We start from the raw sequence: 24,727 nt of genomic DNA on the forward strand, positions 1-24,727 counted from the left end.
CGCTTTTTTCATGGTTGCGAGGGGTAGGGCGGGCGGGACTCGAACCCGCGACCCAGGGATTATGAGTCCCCTGCTCTAACCGGCTGAGCTACCGCCCCTCGTGCACGCCGTACTGCCGCATTCAACCAAAGGTCGGCGCCGTTCGCACATCCGCCGAGCGGGCCGGGGCCAAGATGTGACCTTGGACGGCGGAGCCGGGGTTCGCGGGACTCGCTACCCTACGGGAGAACGTTGTTGAAAGGTGTTGGATCATGCGCGCTGTTGAGGCTTTTCGTGAGACCTTCGGGGCGGAGCCCCAGGGGGTGTGGCGCGCGCCGGGGCGGGTGAACCTGATCGGGGAGCACACCGACTACAACGACGGGCTCGTGCTGCCGTTCGCGGTGCCGTGGGGGGTCACCGCGGCGGTCTCACCGCGTGAGGACGGCGTCGTCAGGCTGCGCTCGCTGCAGGCGGGCGGGACGCCGACCTTCGAGAGCCTCGAGGACGCGGAGGGGTGGGCGCGTTACGTCGCCGGCGTTCTCTGGGCGCTGCGCGAGGCCGGGCATCCGGTACGGGGCGTGGATCTGGTGGTCGACGGTGATGTGCCGCGGGGGGCGGGGCTGGCGTCGAGCGCGGCACTTGAGGTGGCCGTCGGTACGGCGCTCAACGAGCTGTACGGCCTGGGCCTGAGCAAGATGGAGGTCGCCCTGGCCGCGCGGCGGGCCGAGAACGGATTCGTCGGCGTGCCGTGCGGGATCCTGGACCAGGCCGCCTCGGCGCTCGCGGAGGAGGGGAAGGCCCTGTTCATGGACTGCCGGAGCCTCGGCACCAGGAACATCCCGTTCGACCTGGCCGGGCACGGCCTCCGGTTGCTGATCGTCGACACCGGGGTACGCCACGATCTCACCGACGAGCGGTACGCCCGCCGCCGCCAGGACTGCGAGAACGCCGCCAAGCGCCTGGGGGTGGCGTCGCTGCGCGACGTCACGGACCTGGCGGGCGCGCTCGGCCGGCTCAGTGGCGACGAGCGCAGGCGCACCCAGCACGTCGTGACGGAGAACCACCGGGTCGAGGCGCTGATCGGGTTGTTGCGGGCCGGAGCCGTACGGGAGATCGGCGCGCTGCTGAACGCCTCGCACCTGTCGCTGCGCGACCAGTTCGAGGTGTCCTGTCCCGAGCTGGACGTGGCCGTCGAGGCGTCGGTCAGGGGCGGGGCCAGGGGCGCCCGGATGACCGGGGGCGGCTTCGGCGGCTCCGCCATCGCGCTGGTCCCCGACGAGCGGGTGCAGTCCGTGCGGGAGTCGGTGACGGGCGCCTACGCCGAGCGCGGCTGGGCCGCGCCCGAGATCTACCCGGCGTCCCCGTCGGCCGGGGCCCGCCGCCTGGCCTGATCGAGACGCGGGAAGATCGGCTCCGGTGGCGGCAGGGGCTTTCCCGCGCACTGTACGGCGATGCGCGCCGAGGCGTCAGGAAGGAACGGCGCCAGCAGATCGGCCACCTCCCGGCAGGTCGCCACGAGCGCGCCGAGGATCGGGCCGAGCAGCGGGGAGCCCTCCTGAGCGAGCCGCCAGGGTTTGACCTGGTTCACATATCGGTTGGCCTCGTCCACGATCGCCAGGACGGCCCCGGTGGCCGTACGGAAGTCGAAGTCGTGCAGCGCGTCCGCGACGGTGTCGCGGGCCCGTGCCCTGGCTCTGTCGAGAGCCGCGATCTCCCCGCCGGACGGACCGCTCGACGGATCGCCGGACGGACCGCCGGACGCGCTCACCGCCCTCTCGGGCACGAGGCCGTCCCGGTAGCGGTGGACCATGCCGACGACCCGGTTGACGAGGTTGCCCAGCCCGTTGGCGAGTTCGTCATCGCAGCGGGCGACGAGCCGCTCCACGGTGAAGTCGGCGTCACCGACCCTGGGCACGTCCCGTAGCAGCCACCACCGGACCGCGTCGACGCCGTACGACGCGACCAGTTCCACCGGGTCGACGATCGCCCCGCCGGACTTGCTGATCTTGCGGCCGCCCACGGTGAGGTAGTCGTGGACCAGGATGTCCGTCGGCGGCGCCTCCCCCGCCGACAGCAGCATCGCGGGCCAGTAGACCGCGTGGAAGCGCACGACGCCCTTGCCGAGCACGTGCACCCGCCGGTCCGCGCCGGTCCACCAGTGGCCGTGCCTCCCGGTCCCGTAGTCCAGCGCGGTCAGGTAGTTGCCGAGCGCGTCCCACCACACGTAGATCACCTGATCGGGGTCGCCGGGAACCGGGATGCCCCAGCCGCGCGCCCTGGCCCGAGATCGGGAGACGCTGAAGTCGGCCAGGCCGCCCGCGATGAAGCCGAGCACCTCGTTGCGCCGTTCGACGGGCTCGATGCGGATCCGGCCGTCGGCGATCAGGGAGTACAGCTCGTCCTCGTAGCGGGAGAGGCGGAAGAACCAGTTCTCCTCGGACACCCGCTGGAGCGGGGCCTCGTGCTCGGGACATCGCTCGCCCGGCTGGTAGAAGTGCTCGCAGCCGACGCAGTAGAGCCCCTCGTAGCGCGCCCGGTACAGGTCGGCGGCGCAGGCGTGCCAGAACCGTTCGACCCCGGCGCGGTGCCGGGGATCGGAGCTGGTGCGGATGAAGTCGTCGAACGACAGCGACAGCGGCCCGCCCAGCCGCGCGAACTCGGCCGCGTTGCGGTCGACGAGTTCCCGTACGGTGAGACCCGCCGCGTCGGCGGCCTGCACGTTCTTCAGCGAGTTGTCGTCGGTCCCCGTCTGCAGCCTGACCTCGTCCCCGCGCAGGCGATGGTGCCGGGCGAGCACGTCGGCCTGGACGAGTTCCAGGGTGAAGCCCAGATGCGGGCGGGCGTTGACGTAGGGAATGGTGGTGGTCAGCAGGATGCGCGACATCGGAAACCTCCGTGGGGCTCCGAGAAGCGTCGAGGCCCCGTCTCAGGGGCCTGGGAAAAGACGTCCGTGACCCGCGGCTAGCGGGGCATCATCACCGGAGACGTCATGCCGTCATGCTAACGATCCGCTTCCCGGCCCGGCATCCGATTTACCGCCGCCCGGCCCCGCCCCCGTCGTCCGCGAGCCCGTCTCAGGGTCTCGAAGGCCAGTCGGGCATGAGCGGGCCGCCCTCGGCCTCCGCTTCACCGACCAGCCGCCGCAGCAGGCCGTCGAGCAGCTCGCGTTCGGCGGGGGTGAGCGGGCCGAGCAGGGCCTGTTCCACCCTGTCCCCCTCGTCCATCCGTTCCTGCCAGACCGCGCGCCCGGCGGCGGTCAGCGCGACGAGCAGCCGGCGGCGGTCGGCGGGGTCGTGCTCGCGGTGGATGTATCCGGTCTCCTCCAGACGGTCGAGCCGGTTGGTCAGGGTCGCCGGGTGGGTGTCGAGCCACTCGGCCAGCAGCGAGGGGGCCACCCGGTAGGGCGGCCCGGCCGCGACCAGGTGGTGGAGCACGTCGTACTCCCAGGGCTTGAGGCCGCCCTTGGCCAGCCAGGCGTCCTTGTTCCGTTTCAGCAGCCGTACGAGCATCTGCATGCGGGTGACGATCCCCTCGAGCTGCGGATCGAGATCGGACAGCTCACGCGACCAGTACGCGATGTGCCGGTCGATGGAGTCGGGCTCTGGCATGTCCCACAGGGTAACGGCCGCCTTCACCCCGGCCCTCCCGCCACCTTCTCGCCCCATCCCCGCCTCGTCGCCCTCACTCCTCGCCTCCCGTTCCCGCCCACCACCGACGTCCGGTCCCCGTCCCACCGAGCCCCCGAACTCCGGCCCGCCATTAATACGAATGCATATATTTTGATTTCATAGTAATTTCTGCCCCATGTCCCCTCTCCCAGCCGTCTGGGCTCCGCTGCGCGACCCCCGTTTCCGCCTGCTGTGGGCCGGCCAGAGCCTGTCGCACGTCGGCGACGCCGTCACCTCGGTCGCCCTCGCCCTGGCGATCGTCACCACGACCGGCTCGGCCACCGACCTCGGCCTGGTGCTGGCGGCCCAGTCGGTCACCATGGTGACGTTGATGCTGCCCGGCGGGGTCTGGGCCGACAGGCTTCCCCGCCAGCGCCTGATGCTGGCCGCCGACCTGGTCCGCGGGCTCACACACGCCGTCATGGGCGCCGAGCTGATCACCGGCACGGTCGACGTCGTCCATCTAGCGGCGCTGGCGGCCGTCTCGGGGGCCGCGTCGGCGTTCTTCCTGCCCGCAACGACCGGCCTCGTGCCCGCGACCGTCGCGCCCGAGCACCTCTCCCGGGCGAACGCGCTCATGGCGATCGCGCAACGCGGTTCCGTGCTGCTCGGACCGGGGATCGCCACCGCCGTCGCGCTGACTGCCGGGGCGGGCTGGGCCCTGATCCTGGACGCCGTGACGTTCGCGGTCAGCGCCATACTGCTGGGCCGCCTCAGGCTCGCGCCGGTCCCGTCCGTACCGCGTGAACGGTTCGCCGGGCAGCTCGCCGAGGGCTGGGCGGAACTGCGCCGCCACCGCTGGTACTGGACGAACCTCGTCGGCCACTCCCTGTGGAACCTGGGCCGCTGCGCTCTGATCACGGTCGGCCCCGTGGTCGCCGTCGGCGGCCTCGGCGGCGAGCTGGCCTGGGGAACGATCGTGCAGGGCGGCACGGTCGGGGCCCTCGCCGGCGCGTTGCTCGCGCTGCGGGCCAGGCCCAGGCGGCCGCTCGTCGTGGCCAACCTCGCGCTGGCGCTCGGCGGGCTGCCCCTGGTCCTGCTCGCCGCCGGAGCGCCCGCCCTGGTCGTCGCGGTGGCCAACGGGCTGATGGCCGGTGGCCTGGCGTTCATGTCCCCCATGTGGGAGACGGCCGTGCAGGAGCACATCCCGGCCGAGGCGATCTCGCGGGTGTCCGCCTACGACTGGCTGCTCTCGATCGGGCTGACGCCTCTCGGCATGGCCGCGGCGGGCCCGCTGGCGGGCGTGACCGGCTCGGCCGCCACCCTGTACGGCGCGGCGGCCGTGATCGCGCTCCCCAGCCTCGGGCTCCTGCTCCTGCCCGACATCCGCCGTCTCGGTCAGGACCCGGCGGACACCAGCCTGGGCACCGCGCCGAGCAGTTCCCGGGTGTAGTCGTGCTTGGGCAGGAAGAACACCTCGTCCACGTGCCCGTCCTCCACGACCCGCCCGTCACGCATGACCAGGACCCGGTCGCTGATGTGGTGGACGACCCCGAGGTCGTGGGAGATGAAGACCAGGGCGGTCCCGTCGGCCGCCTGGATCTCCCCGAGCAGGTCGAGCACCTGCGCCTGGACCGAGACGTCCAGCGCGGAGACCGGCTCGTCGCAGACGAGCACCTGGGGCCTGGGGGCCAGGGCCCTGGCGATGGCGACCCGCTGGCGCTGGCCGCCGGACAGGCGGCGCGGGTGCCGTCCGGCGATGTCGGCGGGCAGCCCCACCTTGGCCAGCAGCTCGGCCACCCGGGCCCCGCGTTCCCGGGACGGCCCGCCGAGGGGCTCGGTGATCAGACGGCCCACGGTGTAGCGGGGGTCGAAGGAGTCGAGCGGGTTCTGCGAGATCAGCTGGACGGTCGAACGGCGGAGGCGGCGCCTGCGTTCGGGGATCCCCGACCAGGGGGCGCCGTTCAGCCGCACCTGTCCGGAGACGGGCTCCATCAGGCCGAGGAGGAGCCGGGCGACGGTCGTCTTGCCCGAGCCCGACTCCCCCACGATGCCGACGCTCTCACCCGCGTGGACCTCGAAGGAGACGTCGTCGACCACCCGGCGGGAGCCGTACTGGGCGGACACGCCGGAGACCTCCACGATCGGCAGGCCGTGGTCCACCCTCCGTTCGGGCAGCGGGGCGCGCAGGGAGACGCCCCCGGTGGCGATCGCCGACAGGCGGGTGCCGCGTGAGGCGGCGGAGGGTACGGCGGCCAGCAGCAACCTGGTGTAGTCGTCGTCCGGCTCGGTCAGCACCCGGGCGGTCGGGCCCTCCTCGACGACCACGCCGTCCTTCATGACCAGCACCCGGTCGGCGATGGAGGAGACCACGGCCAGGTCGTGGCTGATCATCAGCAGTGCGGTGCCCTCGGCCTTGCGGGCGGCCAGCAGGCGCAGGATCTGGGCCTGTACGGTGACGTCGAGCGCGGTCGTCGGCTCGTCTGCGATGAGCAGCGGCGGGTCGGCTGCGATGGCGGAGGCGATCAGCGCGCGCTGGCGGAGCCCTCCGGACAACTGGTGGGCGTACTGCCTGGCGCGTAGTTCCGGCTCCGGCACACCGACCGCGTCGAGCAGTTCGAGCACCTTCGCCGTACGGCCCGCGCGCGGCACGACATCGTGGGCGGCGAGCACCTCGGCGATCTCGTCGCCGATCCTGCGGAGCGGGTCGAGCGAGACCAGCGCGTCCTGCAGTACCAGCCCGGCGAACCGGCCACGCAGCCGCCGCCAATCGCGCGGCCCGAACCGGAGCGCGTCCCTGCCCCTGACGGCGAGCCTCTCCGCCGTCACGGTCGCGCCGAGGCCGGCCAGTCCCACCAGGGTCCTGGCCGTGACGCTCTTGCCCGAGCCGGACTCCCCGACGATCGCCACGCACTCGCCCTCGGCGATCGACAGGCTCACCCCGCGTACGGCCTCCACCCCGGCCCTGGGGAAGGAGACCCTCAGGTTCTCGACCTCGATGAGGCTCACGGCAGTCTCCCCTCGAAACGCCGCTGGAGGTGTCGCCCGACCAGGGTCAGGCTGACGACGGTCAGCGTGACGGCCAGGCCGGGGAAGAGCACGGTCCACCAGGCGACGCGCAGGTAGTTGCGGGCTTCGGACAGCATCGAGCCCCACTCCGGACTGGGCGGCTGCGGCCCCAGGCCGAGGAAGCTGAGTCCCGAGGTAGCGACGATGGCGGTGCCCATGCCGATCGTGGCGAGCACCGGCAGCGGCCCCAGGACGTTGGGCAGCACGTGGCGCAGGACCAGGACCGGCCGGCGCAGGCCGAAGGTGACGGCCTGCTCGACGTAGCCGGAGCGGCGGACCACGAAGGTCTGGGCCCTGGTCACGCGGGCGTAGTTCGAGAGGTGGAACAGCCCGATCGCGAAGATCACGTTGCCGGTGCCGGGTCCGGTGACGCTGATGACCAGCAGGGCCAGCAGTACCTCGGGGAAGGTGGCCAGCGTGTCGAACAGGCGGCTGAGCAGCTCGTCGAGGACCCGGGGGGACAGCCCGGCCAGCATGCCGAGGAGCGCGCCGGAGACGGCGGCGAACAGGACCGCCGCGGCGGCGATGCCCAGCGAGTGCCCGGTGCCGTGGACGACGCGGGCCAGCACGTCCCGGCCGAGGTGGTCGGTGCCGAACCAGTGGCCTGCGCTCGGCGGGGCGAGCGCGTGCAGCGGGTCGGCGGCCAGCGGGTCCGTCCCGCTCAGCAGCCCGGGAGCCAGGGCCGCGACCGCGGCGACGGCCAGGAACAGCAGCGGGAGGATCAGGGCGGGGCGCACGCCGTACCGGCGCACGCGGGGGGCGGGGGCGGCCGCGACCGGCGGCGCCTGGGCGACCGTCGTCATCGGCTCCTCCTCAGGCGGGGGTCGATCAGGAGGTAGGCGAGGTCCACGACGGTGCTGACCGTCACGTAGACCAGGGCCGCCAGCAGGATGACCGCCATCACCACCGGCATGTCCTTGCCGTTCACCGCGAAGAGGGTGACCTGTCCGAGTCCGGGGCGGCCGAAGACTGCCTCGACGACGATCGCGCCGCCGAGCAGGACGCCGACGAACCAGCCGGTGAGGGTGACGGCGGGCAGCAGCGCGTGCCGCAGGGCGTGTCTGGTGACGAGCCGCCACCGGGTGATGCCGCGCGAGCGGGCGGTCACCGCGAACGGCTCCTCCAGCGCCCGTTCCAGGCCTTCGCGCAGCACCTGGCCGAGCACGCCGGCGACCGGCAGGCCCAGCGCCAGGGCGGGCAGCACCAACGAGGCGAGACCGCGGTCGCCGGAGACGGGGAACCAGCCGAGGGTGAAGGAGAACACGGCCAGCAGCAGGAGCCCGACCAGGAACGGCGGCATCGAGACCGCCACCAGCTCCGCCAGCCCGGCCAGGCCGGCGAGCCGGGAGCGGCGGCCCGCGGTGGCCGGCGCGACCACCAGGGCGATCACCACGCCGAAGAGCGCGGCGGTGAGCGCGAGCCTGACGGTCGGCCCGATCTGCGAGGACAGGACCTCGCCGACGCCGCGCTGCAGGACGTACGAGCGGCCGAGGTCCCCGTGGAGCAGCCGCAGCAGGTAGTCGGCGTACTGGCGCGGGGCGGAGCGCTCCAGCCCCCACTCGGCGATGATCTGCGCCCGCCGCTCGGGCGTGTCGACGCCGTCGCCGATGAGCACGTCCACGGTGTCGCCGGGGGCGAACAGCAGTGCGAGGTAGGCCGCGGTGGCGGCGGCCCAGAGCACGGCTACGCCTGCGCCGAGCCGCCTGGCCACCGGGCCGAGCCACCCGGCGGCGGCCAGCCCCCGCCGCCGGGTGAGTGTGAGGGTGCTCACGTCCCTGTCCGGACGTCGTAGGCACCGTTGGGGGTGCCGGAGACCGGTTCGAAGGTGATCCCGGTGACTCCGGCGCCGTAGGCGATCTGGTCGGCGGGGACGTAGAGCGGCAGCAGCAGCGCCTCGTCGGTGACGACGGTCTTCTGCACCTTGGCGTAGAGCTCCTTGCGCGCGGCCACGTCGGAGGCGGCCGAGGCCTCGGCGAGCAGCCTGTCCAGCTCGGCGTCCTCGAAGTGGGTGCGGTTGATCGCGGCGCCCTTCGGCAGGATCAGGTTGAGCGCCGCCCCCGCGTCGGTGTCGCCGCGCGAGTTCTGGAAGATCTCGTACTGGTCGTCCGCCAGCGCCTTCTGCTGGGTGCCCTGGTCGACGATCTTGGGCTGGAAGTCGATGCCCGCGCTCTGTTTGACCGCCGCCTGGACGGCCTGGGCGAGGATGTCGCGGCGGTCCCGGACGTACGGCGCCGCCTCGACCGAGCGGACGGTCAGCCGCTTACCGTCCTTGACCCGGAACCCCTCCGCGTCGCGTTTGTTCCAGCCCGCCTCGTCGAGCAGCCTGTTGGCCCGTTGCGCGTTGTTCCCGTAGGTGTTCTCCAGGGAGGCGTCGTAGAACCGCGGGCTGCCCTGGCCGACGATGCTCCAGGCGCGCCTGGCCGTCCCCTGGTAGACCGAGTTGAGCACGGTGTCGACGTCGACGGCGTCCCGGAAGGCCTCGCGCACCCGCTTGTCGTCGAACGGGGGGTGGGAGACGTTGAAGTAGTAGGAGAACGCGCTGCCGGAGTTGAGGCTGCTCTCGACCTTCAGCCTGGGGTCGCCCTTGATCAGGGCCAGTTCGGTGGCGGGCACGCCCTCGATCGCCTGGACCTGGCCCGAGGTGAGCGCGCCGACGCGGACGGCCGCCTCGGGCAGGAAACGGTAGGTGATCTCCGCCAGGTGGGCGGGCCCCTGGTGCGCCGCGGTGGGAGGCGCCCAGTTGTACTTCGGGTTGCGCCGGTAGTGGACCTCCTGCCCCGGGGTGAAGCGGTCCAGGATGAACGGTCCCGTGCCGACCAGGTCGGGGCCGCCCGCCTTGAGGTCCTTGGCGTTCTTCAGCGACTTCGGGGAGACCTGGCCGGTGTACGGCGAGGCCAGGAAGTCCAGGAACAGCCCGTCCGGCGCCTTCAGGACGACCTTCAGGGTGAAGGGGCCGGTCACCTCGGCGGAGACGAAGTCGCGCAGCTGGATCGCGGCGACCGCGGCGTTGTAGCCCGGCGAGACCAGCTGGTCGAGGTTGGCCTTGACCGACGCGGCGTCGAACCTCTCCCCGTCGTGGAAGGTCACGTCCTCGCGGAGCCGGAAGGTGTAGGTCAGGCCGTCCTTGGAGACCTCCCAGGACTTGGCCAGCCACGGCAGGAACCCGCCGTCGCCACCGCGGGCGACCAGGTTGTCGAACTGGTTGTGCACCAGCAGGCGGGCCTTGTTCTGGCCCCACTGCTGGGGGTTGAACGTGATGGGCTGCGTCTCGACCGCCCAGACCAGCGATCCGCCCCCGCCGTCACCGCCCGTACCGCCCGTACCGCCACCGCCCGTACCGCCACCGGCCGCCGCGTCCGGGGTCCCGGTGCCGGTCCCGCACGCCGTGAGCGTCAGCACCCCGGCCAGCGCCAGGGCACCCCATCGCACTTTCACGTACTTCTCCTCGGAAGGGGTCGATCGTCGTCTCAGGCGACGTGCCGGATCTGGGTGGTGACGGCCTCGGACAGCACGATCCGGGCCAGGGCGTCGGCGTGGCGGAAGAGCGGGGCGTTGAGTCCGGGCCTGGCGAAGCCGCCGGTGGCCCGGCCGCCGACGACCCAGGGGCCGAAGGCGAACCGGTGGGGGTGAGGGGTGTCGGAGCGGTCGAGCAGGCGCCGGTCGGCGGGCCGTACCTTCAGCAGGCCGGAGGCCTCGTCCACCTCGCCCCGGCCGCGGAGCGCGGCGATCAGCGGGTCGGTCGCCCGGCTCACGCTGGGCGCGGGCAGTCTGGCCTCGACGAGGGTCTCGGCGACGGTGACTTCGGGCACGGTCGGGCTCTGCGCCGTCCACCGCCCGTTCCGGTGGTCGACCTTGAGGTCGGCACCGAGGAAGGTGACCACGCCCGCCCTGGCCAGAGCCCGTAGTTCCTCCAGGCGGGGACCCGGCGGGCCGCTGGCGACGTAGCCGAAGAAACCGCTGAACCACGGGTCGGAGATCCCCAGCTCGGCGAGGACCCCGTGAACGGAGAGCAGCCCGAGGATCATGGCGTGATCGGCGCTGTGCGCGGGGTCGGAGCGCCGCTCCAGGTCGGCGCCCATGTATCCGTCCATCCACCTGTGCAGCCCCGCCGAGTCGCCGAACCGCATCCGGTCGAGCGGCCGGTCGAGCCGGTCGAGGTCGAGGCGGTCGGCGTACCGGGGCACGGCCCTGCGGATCATCGCCCGCATGCCGGAGCCGCCCCACCTCTCCGCGGCGAACCTTTCCTCGAACTCCGCCCAGCCCAGCCTGGACCGCTCCGGATGGGCGGTGATCAGCTCGTGGTAGTAGGCGTAGGCCAGTTCCTTGGCGACCAGCGGCCACACGTCCCGCCGGAAGTTCCACGGCCCCTCCCCCAGCGCCCGCGCGGTCAGGAAGCGTGGTACCGGCGGGCGGGCGCCCCTGAAGGGGTAGGCGGTCTTCGCGTGGTACGGCACGCCGCGGCGCGACCCCACGTGGAGCAGCGGTTCGCGCCCGCTGGGCAGGTAGACGAGCTCCCCGTCGTGCTCGCGCACGAACCGCCCGCCCCGCCCCGAGGTGAGCAGCACCATCAGGTCGACGAACGCCAGCCCCAGGCCGCGCACGATCACCGGCTCGCCCGCGGGCAGCCGGTCCTGGCCGAGGTCGAGGTCGGCGGTGTAGCCGGTGGGCAGGTAGCGCAGCCCGCTCTCCTCGGCCAGGGCACCGAGCCGCCGCTCCTCCGCCGCCGGGGTCACGTCGCCGTGCCCCTGGGCGAGTATCACCGCGTCCACCTCGATCGTCCGGCCGTCCTCCAGCTTGACGATCTGGCCACCGGAGACGTCGGCGAGGTCCACCGCGCGGGTCGCGTGCACGTGGACCCGGACGCCGCGCGGGGCGGTGTCGACGGCGCGCCGGAAGACGTGGGTGAGGTAGGCGTTCTGGACCGGGCGGGAGACGAACCGGCCCGGCTCGCAACCGAGCCACTGGGCCAGCGACGGGCCGGGGTGGATGGGTCCCCGGCACTGGACGGACTCGTCGGTGAACAGCGTCACGTCGGCGGCGGTGGAGTTCATCCAGAGCAGCTCCGGCTGGTTCTCACGCCAGACCCGGCCGCCGCCCGGCGGATAGGGGTCGATCACGTGGACGTCCAGCGACGGCCATTTGAGCAGTTCGGCGGCGTTGGCACAGATCCGCTCCAGCAGGCAGGTGCCGGTCGGTCCGGCGCCGATGACGGCGATGGAGGCGCTCATGCCGTTCCTCCGCCCCCGTGGCCCGCCACGGGTCTTCCGCGACCGCCGAGAGGGCCACCGAAGGGGCCACCGCGGCCGCCGAGGGGGCCGCTGACAGCGCCGCTGACGGCGCCGCTGACGGGGTCGCTGACAGGGTTCACAGGGCGGCTCTGCGATGGGGCTGGTTCCAGTCGGCGTGCGAGGGCTCCACCGGGATCCGCCAGGGGTCGGTCTCCCCGTCGGGGACGGAGAGCGCGGAGAAGTCCGTGTTTCCGCGGAAGGCGGGGTGCTGGTAGAGGTCCCTGGCATAGGCCCACAGGTTGGGGAAGGCGGTCAGCGGGCGCTCGCTGATCCTGGCGGCCGGGTTGTCGCTCAGGTCGAACCTGAGCAGCGTCGGCCAGAGCCGTACGTCCGACTCGGTGATCGCCGAGCCGAACAGGAACCTGCGGCCGGCGAGCCTGGCGTCGAGCTCCTCCAGGAAGGCGATCACGGGCCGCCTGGCCTCGTGGTATCCGGCCTCGGTCGTGGCCGAGGCGACGCGTCCGGCCGCGGTGTTGGCGTATTCGTAGATTCGGGCGTTGAGCGCGTCGATGTCGGGCCTGAGCTCCTCGGGGTAGAGGTCGACCTCCGGATCGCCGCCGAACCTGGCGCCCAGGTCGAGGGTGATGTCCGGGAAGTTGTTGCTGACGATGAGCCCTGCCCGCCTGTCCCACAGCACCGGCACCGAGACGTGCCCGTCGAAGCCCGGCTCGGTCGCCTCGTAGGCCTGCCTGAGGGTGGCGAAGCCGTTCACCGGGTCGGCCCCGCGCCGTTCACGGAACGCCCAGCCGCGGCCGTCGCGGTCGTCGTCCACGTAGGACAGCGAGACCACGTCCTGCAGGCCCTTGAGGGAGCGCACGATCGCCGCGCGTTGCGCGTAGGGGCAGACCGCCGCGACATAGAGGTGGTAGCGCCCCGGCTCGGCCGGGAACTCCCCGGTGCCGTCGTCGGTGATCCGCCCCTGGAAGGGGTAGCGAAGGCCCGGCCTGCCGCCCGGCCGGTAACGGCCGTAGGCGTCCAGGTCGACGGGGCTCGCGTAGTTGAGTGTGATCTCGGACATGTGGCGCTCCCAGGCATGCCTCGGTGACCCGCTGCGGGTCCGCGCTTGCGGCACGCCCACCGTGCCGCCTGGTCTTCCCCCGGGGGCACCCCGCCGCGGCGCGAGGGTTGCCGGCCAGCCAGCCGGGGCTTTGCACTGACACTCTTAACCTAGTTAGACGGTAGGAAATACATGAATCTCTGTCAAGCCTTAAAGTTGAGGGATGTCTCATGAGATCATGAAGGTGGTCTACCGCAAGTACGACGGCTCCCTGCACTGGAACCACCCGGCCCTGCTCCTCGGCGAGGACGAGCACGGGGTGTGGACCGGCTGCCCGGCGGGCACCGTCGGCAGCAGGGGGAGCGAGCCCCCGGTCACCTGGGAGCTCCCCTTCGTGCTCCTGTTCCCCCGCGAGTCATGGTGGACGGCCACCTTCAACCCGGCACCGCACAGGCTGGAGATCTACTGCGACATCTCGACCGTGCCGAGTTGGAGCGACGGCGAGGTCACCATGGTCGATCTCGACCTCGACGTGATCCGCCTCCGCGAGGACGGCCGGGTGCTCCTGGACGACGAGGACGAGTTCGAGGAGCACCGCGTCCGCTACGCCTATCCCCCCGACGTCGTCGCGAACGCCCGCGCCTCGGCCGCCACGCTGCTGGAGGCCGTCGCCGCGGCCACGGCCCCCTTCGACTCCTCGGCCGCCCGCTGGCTCGCCCTGATCTCCTGACCCCTCCTCCCGGATCCCCGCCTTCTCCCGGGTCCCCGGCTCATCCCGTGAGGGGCCGCCGGCCGAGCGCCCGTTCGAGCGAGTCGGGGTGGCTGACGAAGTTCGGCGACAGTTCCGCGGCGTCGTAGTAGCGGTGGAAGACCGGCGTGGCGGAGCCGGAGATCGGCGGGACGATCCAGGTCCAGTCCGCCGGGCAGACCCGGCCGGCCTTCTCCTCGCGTTCCAGATGGGTCAGGAACCGCCGGGCCTCGGTGTGGTGGTCGGTCACCGTCACTCCGGCCCGGTCGAAGGAGTGCAGGACCGCCACGTTCAACTCGACCAGGGCGTGGTCGCGCCAGAGCGAGCGGTCGCTGCGGGTGTCCAGGCCGAGATGCCCGGCGATCAGCGGCACCAGGTCGTAGCGGTCGGCGTCGGCCAGGTTGCGGGCCCCGATCTCGGTGCCCATGTACCAGCCGTTGAAGGGGGCCGCCCGGTAGCAGATCCCGCCGATCTCCAGGCACATGCTCGATATGGCCGGTACGGCGTGCCAGCGCAGCCCCAGCCGCTCGAACCACGGGTAGGCGGGGTGGGACAGCGGCACCTCCAACACGGCGTCCCCGGGGACCGTGGACAGCAGCGGCGCCCCGTCCCCCATCGAGATCACCAGGGGAAGCACGTCGAACGGCGTGCCCGCACCGCCCTGCCAGCCGAACTTGCGCACCAGCGTGGTGAAGCCGACGTAGCGGGGGTCGCCGACGACCGAGCCGTCGTCCATCCCGTATCCGGCGTAGCGGATGAGCTGTTCGTTCCAGATCCTCGGCCCGGGAGCCCCAGGACGGTCGGGGGCGAACACCGTGATCGTCGGCCGGATCCGGCCGTCGGACACGGCTTCGCGGAGGTGGTTCACGCACTCGACGGCGACCCCCTCGGCCGTGCGCACCCGGCGCCGGTCGCGCACGCGCAGCGACCTCCAGTAGAGCCGCCCGATGCACCTGCCGCTGTTGCGCCAGGCCACCCGGGCCCCGAAGGCGAGCTCGTCCGGCGTGTGCGTGTAGGTTCCCGTCCTCGCGATCTCGGCGCGCACCTCACGCAGCCGGAACCGTACCGGCCCCGCGGCCGGATTCTCCTCGTGGAACAGCCTCAGGTACTCCTCGGCCACCGCCACGTTCACCGGTGACTCCGGGAGCTCCGGCCCCCTTTCGTGAACTCCCCGGTGGATCTCCTCATGAGCCCCCGCACGGACTCCTCGCATGTTCTCCGGCGCGTGACGCCAGGATCTCGGCCAGGTCGGCACAGAAAAACCATCCATGTACGAATCACGGGCACGATGTGCCGTTCCGGGCGGCACGGTGCCCTCAGCACAGTGTCCCCAACCCCACTGCGATCGTTGTGGTCCGCGGCAGCCACGCCCGGATCACCGAGCGCGAGCACGGCGACACGGGACGCAACGTTCCCCATTTTCTGTGATTCACCGGGATTTGTCCGCGAAATAGGGACATGAACGGCGAGGGCCCCGGAGAACGACAAGGGCCCCGGGAGCTGCGCTCCCGGGGCCTTGCGCTTTGGCTCCCGCGATAGGACTCGAACCTATAACCTGCCGGTTAACAGCCGGCTGCTCTGCCGATTGAGCTACACGGGATCGTGCTTCGCGCTGCTCGGCCTGGGCGTTTTCCCCGTTCCTTGCGGCGCAGGAATAGATTAGCGCACTCCGGGAGTGTGTGTCGCATCGATGCTCCGGGGTAGGTCCGAGAGAACTCCCGATCCGTGGGTAGGGTCCGGCCTAGGACGGTTGTGGAGGTGGATATGCGTTACCGACTGATGTTCGGCGTGGGTCTCGCGATTGGCTACGTCCTCGGAAGCCGCGCGGGCCGGGAACGCTACGAGCAGCTCAAACGGATGGCCCAGCGGGTGTCGGACAGCCCCGCTGTCCAGGAGGCCGCCGGGCTGGTCGGCGCCAGGGTCTCCCAAGTCACCAGCGTGGCCAAGACGAAGGTGAGCGACGTGGCCAGGAACCGGCTGCCCTTCCTGCAGTCGCACAACGGCCGGCAGATCGACGAACACGACGACACGGGCACCGGATGGCCGGAGGAGGAGAAAGCGGTCACGCCCCACTAGCCGCATCGGCCACGACGCTCCCCCACGAAGAGCCGGAAAGGTCACCGGCCGGCGACGATCCGGACGGTGACGGGTGACGACGGGGGCGATGGGAAAGGCCCCCTCGGGGGCCTTTCGCGCGTTCTGAGGGCTTTCCACGGGCTTTCTAGGCGGAGGCCTACCGGAAAGCCGCCTCCCGGGCCGCAAGCCCGCTGCGGGCTCTCACGGGCTTCTCACGTGGGCTTCTCACGCGGGCTTCTCACGCGGGCTTCTCACGCGCCGGTGAGCCGTACCACCGGCCCCTTTCGTCGAGCCCCTCCCTCGGCCCCTCCCCCGGCCCCGGCACCGCTCAGACGCCGAAACTGCGGCGTGTCTCCTCCAGCGCCTGTTCCGCGAGGGCCCGGAGGCCGGGATCCGTGGGATCCATGCCGGGGTCGAAGACGAACTCCCAGATCATCCGGTCGTCGTCGGTCCTCCTCGCCACCAGCCGCACGCCCCCGCGGGCGTCCAGCGGGGCGTACTGGCTGACCACGATCGAGGCGGTCACCCGCTCTCGGACCGCCTCCGGGACCCTCCCGGGCTCGGGCAGCAACGCCCTGTGCGTCTGCCCGGCCGTGGTGACGACCGTCAGCCCCTCCTCGTCCCATGTGCCCCGGTCCACCTGGAACCACGGCAACCGGCTCCCGCCCAGATAGAGCGCCTTGTCCGTCGCGATCACGTAGCCGTCCGGCCCCTCGGCGTAGGTGAGCACCCTGTCGGTCGGCGCGACGGCCGCGCGGACCTCGGCGGGCGTCCGGTTGAAGAGCTTCATACGTCCACGTTATCGGCGAGCAGGTCGAGGGTGAGCGCGGCCGACCAGGAGAAGTCACGGCTGCCCCTGCCGCTGCCGTCGAAGGGATCGAAGCACTCCCGGAAGCCCGCCTGCCGTACCAGGCGCAGGGTGCAGATGCCGAGCAGCCGGGCCAGGTCGTCCAGCCCGTGTACGGCCGCCGCCCGCCGCAGCAGCCAGTTGGTGTTCACCCAGGACGGCCCCCGCCAGTAGCGGGACCGGTCGAACTGGGTGGCGCGGATCTCACAGCTGGGTACGGGGTACCCGGCGGCCCCCATGAACCGGGGCGACTCCAGCAGGCTCACCAGCTTCGCCACCTGGTCCGACGGCAGGCCCGGATCGAGCATCGGCCCGAAGGCCCCGACCGTGCAGACCGGGCTGAGACGCCCGGCACGCAGGTCGAGAGCGTGGAAGGCGTCACCCGACCACAGCCGCCGCAGTCCCTCGCGGATCCGCTCGGCCGCCTCCCGGTGCGGCCCGGGGTCGGCTCCGGCCAGCGGGGCCAGCTCGGCGAGCGCATGACAGGAGGCCAGCCAGACCCCGTTGAACATGGGGTCCTCGATCGCGAACGGGTGGTCCTCACGCAGGTAGGTCCCGTCGTAGCCGGAGTCGCGGTAGCGCAGGGCCAGCCAGACGTAGCGGTCGTCGTGGTCGTCGAGGGGACGGCCGGGCAGGCGCCCGGGCCGGTAGCCCCGTGGAACCGAGGCCAGGGCGTCCAGCGGGGCGTCCCACACGGGGCTGTCGTCCATCCCCGACTCCCACGGGTGAACGATCGCGGCGAGCCCTCCGCCGCCGAGATCCCTGGTCGTGGCGAGATAGTCGTGCTGGGCCACCAGCATCGGGTACAGCAGGCGGACCAGAGCCCGCGCCTCGTCGCGGTCCGCCGCGTGCCGCCATATCCACCAGACCGCCAGGGCGTGCAGCGGCGGCTGGGTCAGCCCTGAGGTGGGCACGCCGTTCGGGGCCGCCGGATGGTCCTGGGAACACCAGACGGACGGCCCGGGGAAATAGGCGTCCGCGTGCGTCGCGCGGAACACGATGTGCGGCACCATACCGGTGCGCCACTGCCCTGCCAGCAGGCTGAGCAGTTCCGCTCCGGCCCTGCGGGTGTCACGGCGGCCCACGCCGATGGCGACGAAGGTCGAGTCCCAGTTCCACTGGTGCGGGTAGAGGCCGGGCGCGGGCACGGTCGCCGTCCCCGTCCAGTTCGCGTCGAGCACGGACCACGCTTCGCGTCCGAGCGCGGTGTCGTCCACTGCCGGCCGCCCTTCCATTCGCCCAGTCTGCGCCTGTAATCGCTGGGAGAACAGGGTTTTGTCCCCCCGACATGGCCGGACGCCCCGTTTCCCTTGCTCCGGGACGCCCCGGAAGGCTTAACGGCCGCTGAGAGGCGTTGCCGTTCCCCCCGCCTCCACGTGCAGCCTGGGACTGCAAGCGCTCACCATCGGGCAGAACACCCCAAAGGGGGCATTCATGGATATCAAGCGGAAAATCCTGATCGGTGCACTGTCTCTCGCCGCCGCGGGAGGAACGGCGGCCACGCTGTCCGCCGCCGACGCCGACACTCCCCCACCCCAGACATCCGACCCCGCAAGCACGACCGCCCCGACCAGCCCCGACCAGGGGGAGCGGGGGGAGCGGGGGGAGCAGGGCCGGAACGGGCAGGACGGGCAGACTCCCCAGAACAAGGAATGCGACCGGAACGAGCAGAACGAGCACGGCCAGAACCAGCAGAACGGCCAGGATGGACAGGACGGCCAGAACGGACGCGGAGGCCGGGGCGGCAACGGAGGCGGCTGGAGCGACCAGCACGGCCAGAACGGCCGGGACGGGCAGGACGGCCGGGGCTGGGGCCGGCATGAGGGCCAGGGCTGCCACGGCGGCAACGGAGGCCAGGGCAGCGGAGGCCACGGCGGCAACGGAGGCCACGGTGGTAGCGGAGGCCAGGGAGGCGACGGCGGCGACGGCGGAGGTGGCGGCGGTGGCGGCGGTGGCGGTGGCGGTGGCGGCCGGGGAGGCGACGGCGGCGGAGGGTGGTGACACGCGCGGAACCAGCGCCCGGCGGCCGGGCGCCGGTCCGGCTCACCAGCGTCGAAAGCCTGTATCCGGCACCACAAATCTATATAAATACATATATCGGCATTTAATGGACTAAGAACTCATCGCCAGATTCCAGCCGACAAATCCACTGATTTACCAATCCAATCGCCAAGCATCATCCCCCGTGCCGGGGGCCGGGACACGGAACAACACGCCACCGCCGGACACGTCCCCCCGTACCGCAGAGAAAGCGGACGCGGAACAACGCACCACCGTCGGACGCGTCACCCCGTACGGCGGGGGAACCGAACCCGGAACAGCGCGCCGCCACCGGGTGCGTCGTCCACCTCCACCCGGGCGTGATGCCTGTGGGCGATCTCGGCCACGATGGCGAGCCCGAGCCCCGCACCGCCCGCCTCCCGGGCTCTGGCTCCGTCCGCCCTGACGAAACGGCCGAAGATGCGCTCGCGGTCCGCGACCGGCACGCCGGGGCCGTCGTCGGCGACCTCGACGACCGCCGTGTCGCCGTCGGGCCGTACGGCGAGCGTGACCGTGGTGCGCGTGTACCGCACGGCGTTGTCCACCAGGTTGCGGACCAGGCGCACGAGCGCCTGACGGTCCCCGGTGACCTTGACCGGGACCAGTCGGGCCCGTACCGGCAACGTGCTCGTCCGGCGTAGCCTGGCCCGTTCCCGGGCGACGACGTCGTCCAGGTCGACCTCCTCCCGGGGACCGCCCGCCCCCCGCTCGTCCGCGCGGGCGAGCAGCAGCAGGTCGTCGATCAGGCCGCGCAGCCGTACCGCCTCGGCCCGCATCGTGCGCAGGGTCTCCGGATCGGTGCGCCAGCCGTCCTGCTCGGCGAGTTCGAGCCCGCCCAGCACGCTGGTCAGGGGGCTGCGCAGCTCGTGACTGGCGTCGGCGACGAACCGCCGCTGGGCGCCCCGCGCCGACTCCAGCCGGTCCAGCATCCGGTTCATCGTCGTCGCCAGTTCCGCGACCTCGTCCCGGGTCCCGGGCACCGGCACCCGGGCCGACAGGTCGTCGTCCCCGATGGAGGCGACCCGTCGGCGGATCTCCTCGACGGGCGCCAGCGCGCGTCCGGACAGCCGGTAGGTGAGCCCGCCGACGAACAGCAGCGACACCGGTACGGCCACGGCCAGCAGGACCGCGGCGGTGAAGGTGGTCAGGTCGACGGGCTGGAGCGAGTCGGCGACGATCACCGTGTAGGGGTTCTCCCCGACGTTGACGGTCTGGGCCGCCACGAGCATGCCTCCGGCCTGTTCCACGGCGATCCCTCCCCCGGCCGCCGGGCGCGAGGCGGTGAAGGGAGCCCGGCCGGGAAACCCCCAGACCACCCCGCCCCGCGCGTCGACGATCTGGGCGGCCCCCGTGCTCCGGCCCAGTGTCCACTCCAGTTCCCCGAGATCCCCCTCCTCGGACTGACCGGCCTCGCCCGCGAGGTCCCGGACCGCGGTGACCAGGGTGTCGGTCGTCGACTCCAGCAGCGTCCGCCGCAGCACGAACACCCCGCCGGCCGCCCCCAGCACCAGGACGAGGGCGGTGACCAGCACGGCCGCCGCGGCCGTCCGCGGCCGCACCCCCACGCCGTCCCAGAGCCGGGCCACGGTCAGCCCCCGGCCGGGTCCAGCGCGTACCCCACCGTGCGGACCGTGCGGATGGCGCACCGGCCGAAGGGCTCGTCGAGCTTCCTGCGCAGGTAACGCACGTAGACCTCGACCACGTTCTCGCCGCCCTCGTAGTCGGCGTCCCAGATCCCCGCCAGGATGTCGCTCTTGGCGACGACCTCCCCCTTGCGCCGCATCAGGAACTCCAGCACGTCGTACTCCCTCGGGGTGAGGCCGATCTCCACCTCTCCCCGGGCGACCCGGCGGAGCGCGGGATCGACCGTCAGGTCGCCCGCGGCCATGACGGCGGGGCGTTCACGACCGCCGCGCCGTACCAGCGCCCGCAGCCGGGCGACCAGCACCACGAAGGAGAAGGGCTTGGTCAGGTAGTCGTCGGCGCCGAGGTCGAAGGCGTCGGCCTCGTCGTACTCCCCGTCCTTCGCCGTCAGCATGAGCACCGGCGTCCACACCCGCAGCTCCCGAAGCCTCCTGAGCACGTCGTAGCCGCTGAGCCCCGGCAGCATGATGTCGAGGACGATCACGTCGTAACGGTCGCTCTCCACGGCCGCGCGCAGCCCGCCGACCCCGTCGGCCCGGACGTCCACGGCGACGTGGTGTACGGCGAGCCCCCTGCGCACGATGTCGACGATCCTCGGCTCGTCCTCGACCAGCAGCACCCGCATGGTCTCCCCCGCCCTCCCCGTTGTCCCTTTCAGGATGCGAGGAGAGCCTTAAGGGGCCGCCAAGACCATCGCCAACCTTCGGCGAGAAGGAGCCGCGGATCCACCCGATGTTCGCAATCGTTGACGTCGCCCCTCGCAAAGGAACGGCCCCCACCGCCCCGCGCCTCCCCTTCACGAAGGAACGGCCCCACCGCCTCGCGCCCCTCCCCCTCACGAACGGGCGCGCGAGCGGACAGGCGTGGACGACGGCCTCGTCCGTGCCGCCGCGTCGATCACCGGCCAGATCAGGCGACGATCCGGTCGGTGGGAGACCGGCGGGCCGGGTCCGGGTCCCGCCGGAGCCAGTCGTCGATTCCCGCGACGGCCACCGCGATCAGGTCTGCGGGCGCGTCGCCGGTCTCGACGGAGGTACGGGCGATCTCGGCGAGCTGCTGGTCGGTGAGCCCGAGCGTGTCGCGGGCGATCAGATACTCGTCCGCGAGCGAGGAGCCGAACATCAGCGGGTCGTCCGTGCCGAGCGAGCACCGTACCCCGGCCGCCAGCAGGTCCGGCAGTGGGTGCCGGGTCAGGTCGGGGACCACGCCCAGGACGCGGTTGGAGGTCAGGCAGACGTCCATCGAAACGCCCTGCTCGGCCAGCGACTCAAGGAGGGCCGGATCCTCCGCGGCGCGGATGCCGTGCGCGATCCGGGTCGCGCCGAGGTGCTCGACCACGGCGCGGACGCTGTCGGGGCCGCGGAGCTCACCGGCATGCGGGGCGGAGGTCAGCCCGGCCTCCCTGGCCACGGCGAACGCCTCGGCGAACGGCTCGGCCGGGCAGGCTCCCTCGTCCCCGGTCAGGCCCAGGGCGTGGATTCCGCGCCCGGCGTGGCGGACGGCGAAGCGCGCGAGGCGGACGGCCTCCTCGGGACTTCCGTGGCGCGAGACCGCGATCGTCAGGCCGAACCCGACGCCGCAGCGTTCTCCGGCCTGCCGGCCCGCCTCGAGCACCAGCTCGAGGACGTGCTCGGCCGGTCCGAAGTGTTGGTAACTGTGCGGATCGAAGTGCGGCTGGACCCAGACGCCGCCGTCGGCCGCGACGTCCTCCACCAACTCGGCCACCACCCGCCGGAGATTGCCCGGCCGGGCCGAGGTCGCGTCGTAGGCCGCCTGGAAGATCCGCTGGAACTCGGTGAAGGTGGTGAAGGCTCGCGGATCCGGCGCCGTGCGCCCGTCCTCGGCCGCGAGTTCGGCCAGCGTGGCCGGACGCATGGCCGCCAGCAGGTGCAGGTGCAACTCGGCCTTGGGCAGTGTCCTCGGATCGCGACCCGGCACGGACGCGCCGGTCGCGGCGCCGCGTTCCCGGATTGTCACTGTCCACCCCCACGTGATCGGTGAATGGGCGCGGCGGAGACGTCCCGCTGCGGTGCGCCGGGGTCCCGAGCCGACGTCCGGGGTCCCGAGCCGACGATCAAGGTCCACCCTATGATCGTCTCCGGCGTCTGTCATCGCCGTTTCGGGCGACGGCGCGGCATGACGCCTTCGGCCGACCGGCGGCCCGGGGCGGGGAGGTCCCCTCCGGGCAGGGGCGTGACCGGTCTCCGCGGGACCGGCGGGCGGGTCAGCCCGAGGAGATGACCGCGGACAGGCCGGACAGCGGTTCGGCCAGCGCGTTGAGGGCGTCGACGAGCTCCTTGACCTGCTCCCTGGACAGGTCGGTGTAGGGGACGAACCCCTCGCCGTCGGCGTGCTTGGCGAGAACGGCCCTCAGGTCGCCGAACTCGGTGTCCAGCGTGGTGACGAGCTCGGCGTTCCGCTCCCGCACGATCGGCCGCAGAAGCTCGTAGACCTTGAACGCGCCGTCCACGTTGCCCTTGAAGTCCCACAGGTCGGTGTGGGAGAAGGCCTCCTCCTCACCGGTCACCTTGCCGGTCGCCACCTCGTCGAGCAGTTCCTTCGCCCCCTGGGCCATGGACGTCACGGTGATCTCCGCACGGGGCAGCACCGCCCTGAGCGTGCTGAGGTCGGCCAGCAGGGTGTCGCCGTGGACGGCCTCCTTCCGCACCGTCTTCGGCGCCCGCCACAGCGCCTTCTCCAGGCGGTGCCAGCCCGTCCAGGTCTGCCCCTCCTCGAGGTCGGACTCCCGGGCGTCCACCTTGGCGTCGATGTCGGGGAACGCCTCCGCGACCGGCTCGATGCTCTCCCAGCCCATACGGCTCGGCGCGTACAGGGCCCTGGCCCCGCGCACGTCACCTCTCTTGAGCGCGGCGACGAAGTCGTCGGTCCTGGCGAGGGTGTCGTAGACCTGGTCGGCCGCGTAGGAGCGGTACTCCCTGACGGCGCGTGCGGCCAGCCGGTCGGCCTGGACTCCGGACTCGCCCCGGGCCGTGACGTTCCGGAGCGCCGCGTCGTCACCGGCCGAGCCGCACGCGGTGAGCGCGAGGGCGAGAAGGGCACAGGCCGCGACGGGACGGAGAACGGCGGACATGGACGCTCCTGGGTGTCGTGAGGGGTCCATAATGCTGCAACCTCACCGCCGGACCCCGGCGACTTGCCGGTGAACACGCAGGTCACCGGCCTGCTGCCGGGGAAAGTCCGGACATCGGTGCCGGAGAACCGGGGAAACCGGGGGAAGCGGGGGAACCGGGGAGTCGCCGAAGGTCCCGGGAACGGCGGAGGCCCCCGGGAGCGCCGTTCCCGGGGGCCTCCGCCGTACGACGTTCAGTCGAGATAGTCGCGGAGCATCTGGGCGCGGGTCGGGTGACGCAGCTTGGCCAGCGTCTTGGACTCGATCTGCCTGATGCGCTCCCGCGTCACTCCGAACTCCCGGCCGACCTCCTCCAGCGTCCGGGGATGTCCGTCGGCGAGACCAAAGCGCAGCTGGATGATCCGCTGCTCCCGCTCGGACAGCGTCGCGAGGATGTCGTCAAGCTGGTCCTGCAGCATGATGAAGGCCGCCGCCTCCATCGGCACGACCGCGTCCGCGTCCTCGATGAAGTCTCCGAGGTCGGAGTCCTCCTCACCGATGGGCGACTGCAGCGAGACGGGTTCCTGCGCGATGCGCTGGATCTCGATCACACGGTCGATCGGGAGATCCATCTCCAGTGCGATCTCCTCGGGCGCGGGCTCGCGGCCGAGGTCCTGGTGGAGCTGCCGCTGGACCCGGACCAGCTTGTTGATCGTCTCGACCATGTGCACCGGAATGCGAATGGTGCGCGCCTGGTCAGCGATGGCCCGCGTGATCGCCTGGCGAATCCACCACGTGGCGTACGTGGAGAACTTGTATCCCTTGGTGTAGTCGAATTTCTCGACCGCCCTGATGAGCCCGAGGTTGCCCTCCTGGATGAGATCCAGGAACAGCATGCCGCGTCCCACGTATCTTTTGGCGATGGAGACGACGAGCCGAAGATTGGCCTCGATCAGCCGTTGCTTGGCCCGTGTGCCCTCCCACACGAGTTCCTTGAACTCCGGGAACGCCAGACGGGAGACGACGCTGGTGAGCTTGTCCTCGGCGAACAGGCCCGCTTCGATGGACTTGGCGAGCTCCACCTCCTCCTCTGCCGTGAGCAGGGGCACCCTGCCGATCTCCCGCAGGTAGATGCGGACCAGATCGCTGGTCGGGGCCCGTTTACCGACGTCCTCCTCATCGGACCGGGCGGTGTCTTCGTCTCCCTGGGGCTCGAGAACCTCCACTCCGTGCTCGGCGAGCATGCGGACGACGCGTTCAAGCGCGTCGGACGGCAGCTCGGATTTGTCGAGAGCGGCGGCCACGTCATCGACCGTGACGCTTCCGCGCTCCCTTCCCTTCGCGACGAGGTCGGCCACCTG

The 24,727-nt window shown here is 71.9% G+C and carries 21 protein-coding genes, 2 tRNA genes and 1 riboswitch; of the genes, 5 read left to right on the forward strand and 18 right to left on the reverse strand.

Annotated features, from left to right (window positions below):
* Positions 1-24 precede the first annotated feature (24 nt).
* A tRNA-Ile gene (locus AB0N02_RS14665) sits at positions 25-98 on the reverse strand.
* A 153-nt stretch (positions 99-251) separates the two neighbouring features.
* Here AB0N02_RS14665 and galK point away from each other — a divergent pair.
* Entirely contained in the window at positions 252-1,370 is a 1,119-nt protein-coding gene (gene galK / locus AB0N02_RS14670) for a galactokinase (protein ID WP_363945973.1), read from the forward strand.
* Here galK and AB0N02_RS14675 read toward each other — a convergent pair.
* Complete coding sequence (locus AB0N02_RS14675; protein ID WP_363945975.1) at positions 1,328-2,863, reverse strand: methionine--tRNA ligase; 1,536 nt, start codon at positions 2,861-2,863, stop codon at positions 1,328-1,330. The two genes, galK and AB0N02_RS14675, sit on opposite strands and share 43 nt — an antisense overlap.
* 190 nt (positions 2,864-3,053) lie before the next feature.
* Positions 3,054-3,587 (reverse strand): MarR family transcriptional regulator, encoded by a 534-nt coding sequence (locus tag AB0N02_RS14680; protein WP_363945977.1) that lies wholly within the window; start codon positions 3,585-3,587, stop codon positions 3,054-3,056.
* Between the two features lie 196 nt (positions 3,588-3,783).
* Here AB0N02_RS14680 and AB0N02_RS14685 point away from each other — a divergent pair, with 196 nt between their 5' ends.
* On the forward strand, positions 3,784-5,040 hold the full coding sequence (locus tag AB0N02_RS14685; protein ID WP_363945979.1) for an MFS transporter: 1,257 nt from the start codon (positions 3,784-3,786) through the stop codon (positions 5,038-5,040).
* On the opposite strand, the gene AB0N02_RS14690 is transcribed toward AB0N02_RS14685, so the two are convergent.
* The 6 genes from AB0N02_RS14690 to AB0N02_RS14715 form a co-directional block, all read right to left on the reverse strand.
* Positions 4,986-6,596: an ABC transporter ATP-binding protein gene (locus tag AB0N02_RS14690; RefSeq protein WP_363945981.1), complete on the reverse strand. Its 1,611-nt coding sequence runs from the start codon at positions 6,594-6,596 to the stop codon at positions 4,986-4,988. The two genes, AB0N02_RS14685 and AB0N02_RS14690, sit on opposite strands and share 55 nt — an antisense overlap.
* Positions 6,593-7,459, reverse strand: coding sequence for an ABC transporter permease (locus AB0N02_RS14695; protein WP_363945983.1), 867 nt, complete (start codon positions 7,457-7,459; stop codon positions 6,593-6,595). The genes AB0N02_RS14690 and AB0N02_RS14695 overlap by 4 nt, the downstream gene beginning before the upstream one ends.
* Positions 7,456-8,427, reverse strand: coding sequence for an ABC transporter permease (locus tag AB0N02_RS14700; protein ID WP_363945984.1), 972 nt, complete (start codon positions 8,425-8,427; stop codon positions 7,456-7,458). The genes AB0N02_RS14695 and AB0N02_RS14700 overlap by 4 nt, the downstream gene beginning before the upstream one ends.
* A complete protein-coding gene (locus AB0N02_RS14705) occupies positions 8,424-10,091 on the reverse strand; it encodes an ABC transporter substrate-binding protein (RefSeq protein ID WP_363945985.1) in 1,668 nt (555 codons plus the stop codon). Before AB0N02_RS14705 ends, AB0N02_RS14700 begins: the two co-directional genes overlap by 4 nt.
* A gap of 32 nt (positions 10,092-10,123) precedes the next feature.
* Entirely contained in the window at positions 10,124-11,884 is a 1,761-nt protein-coding gene (locus AB0N02_RS14710) for an FAD/NAD(P)-binding protein (RefSeq protein WP_363945987.1), read from the reverse strand.
* A 136-nt stretch (positions 11,885-12,020) separates the two neighbouring features.
* Positions 12,021-12,962, reverse strand: a complete 942-nt coding sequence (locus AB0N02_RS14715; RefSeq protein WP_363945989.1) for a glutathione S-transferase C-terminal domain-containing protein — start codon at positions 12,960-12,962, stop codon at positions 12,021-12,023.
* Positions 12,963-12,998: 36 nt separating this feature from the next.
* A riboswitch (SAM riboswitch) is annotated at positions 12,999-13,112 on the reverse strand.
* Between the two features lie 52 nt (positions 13,113-13,164).
* On the opposite strand from AB0N02_RS14715, the gene AB0N02_RS14720 reads away from it, so the two are divergent.
* Positions 13,165-13,671: a DUF402 domain-containing protein gene (locus AB0N02_RS14720; RefSeq protein ID WP_363945990.1), complete on the forward strand. Its 507-nt coding sequence runs from the start codon at positions 13,165-13,167 to the stop codon at positions 13,669-13,671.
* A gap of 40 nt (positions 13,672-13,711) precedes the next feature.
* Here the strand turns inward: AB0N02_RS14720 and AB0N02_RS14725 are convergent, their stop codons facing one another.
* Together AB0N02_RS14725 and AB0N02_RS14730 are read right to left on the reverse strand one after the other, a co-directional pair.
* The gene (locus AB0N02_RS14725) at positions 13,712-14,821 is read right to left on the reverse strand and encodes a nitric oxide synthase oxygenase (RefSeq protein WP_363945991.1); all 1,110 of its coding nucleotides are present in this window, start codon (positions 14,819-14,821) and stop codon (positions 13,712-13,714) included.
* A 392-nt stretch (positions 14,822-15,213) separates the two neighbouring features.
* Positions 15,214-15,289: transfer RNA gene (locus tag AB0N02_RS14730), tRNA-Asn, on the reverse strand.
* A 164-nt stretch (positions 15,290-15,453) separates the two neighbouring features.
* On the opposite strand from AB0N02_RS14730, the gene AB0N02_RS14735 reads away from it, so the two are divergent.
* Positions 15,454-15,765, forward strand: coding sequence for a YtxH domain-containing protein (locus AB0N02_RS14735; RefSeq protein ID WP_363945992.1), 312 nt, complete (start codon positions 15,454-15,456; stop codon positions 15,763-15,765).
* Between the two features lie 328 nt (positions 15,766-16,093).
* Here the strand turns inward: AB0N02_RS14735 and AB0N02_RS14740 are convergent, their stop codons facing one another.
* Positions 16,094-16,555, reverse strand: a complete 462-nt coding sequence (locus tag AB0N02_RS14740; RefSeq protein ID WP_363945993.1) for a hypothetical protein — start codon at positions 16,553-16,555, stop codon at positions 16,094-16,096.
* Positions 16,552-17,847: a hypothetical protein gene (locus tag AB0N02_RS14745; RefSeq protein ID WP_363945994.1), complete on the reverse strand. Its 1,296-nt coding sequence runs from the start codon at positions 17,845-17,847 to the stop codon at positions 16,552-16,554. Before AB0N02_RS14745 ends, AB0N02_RS14740 begins: the two co-directional genes overlap by 4 nt.
* Positions 17,848-18,046: 199 nt before the next feature.
* Here AB0N02_RS14745 and AB0N02_RS14750 point away from each other — a divergent pair, with 199 nt between their 5' ends.
* Positions 18,047-18,613: a hypothetical protein gene (locus tag AB0N02_RS14750; RefSeq protein WP_363945995.1), complete on the forward strand. Its 567-nt coding sequence runs from the start codon at positions 18,047-18,049 to the stop codon at positions 18,611-18,613.
* Between the two features lie 284 nt (positions 18,614-18,897).
* On the opposite strand, the gene AB0N02_RS14755 is transcribed toward AB0N02_RS14750, so the two are convergent.
* The 5 genes from AB0N02_RS14755 to rpoD all read right to left on the reverse strand — a co-directional run bounded on the left by AB0N02_RS14755 (position 18,898) and on the right by rpoD (position 24,724).
* A complete protein-coding gene (locus tag AB0N02_RS14755) occupies positions 18,898-20,238 on the reverse strand; it encodes a HAMP domain-containing sensor histidine kinase (protein WP_363945996.1) in 1,341 nt (446 codons plus the stop codon).
* Between the two features lie 2 nt (positions 20,239-20,240).
* Positions 20,241-20,921: a response regulator transcription factor gene (locus AB0N02_RS14760; protein ID WP_363945998.1), complete on the reverse strand. Its 681-nt coding sequence runs from the start codon at positions 20,919-20,921 to the stop codon at positions 20,241-20,243.
* Between the two features lie 284 nt (positions 20,922-21,205).
* Complete coding sequence (gene add / locus AB0N02_RS14765) at positions 21,206-22,273, reverse strand: adenosine deaminase (protein ID WP_363945999.1); 1,068 nt, start codon at positions 22,271-22,273, stop codon at positions 21,206-21,208.
* Between the two features lie 247 nt (positions 22,274-22,520).
* Positions 22,521-23,387 carry an iron uptake system protein EfeO gene (gene efeO / locus AB0N02_RS14770; RefSeq protein ID WP_363946000.1) on the reverse strand — a complete coding sequence of 289 codons (867 nt, stop codon included), beginning with the start codon at positions 23,385-23,387 and terminating at the stop codon, positions 22,521-22,523.
* 233 nt (positions 23,388-23,620) lie between these two features.
* Positions 23,621-24,724, reverse strand: a complete 1,104-nt coding sequence (gene rpoD, locus AB0N02_RS14775) for an RNA polymerase sigma factor RpoD (protein WP_363946002.1) — start codon at positions 24,722-24,724, stop codon at positions 23,621-23,623.
* Positions 24,725-24,727 lie beyond the last annotated feature (3 nt).

The organism is Streptosporangium sp. NPDC051022 (genome assembly GCF_040683035.1).
In the GTDB taxonomy this organism is placed as follows: Bacteria; Actinomycetota; Actinomycetes; order Streptosporangiales; family Streptosporangiaceae; genus Streptosporangium.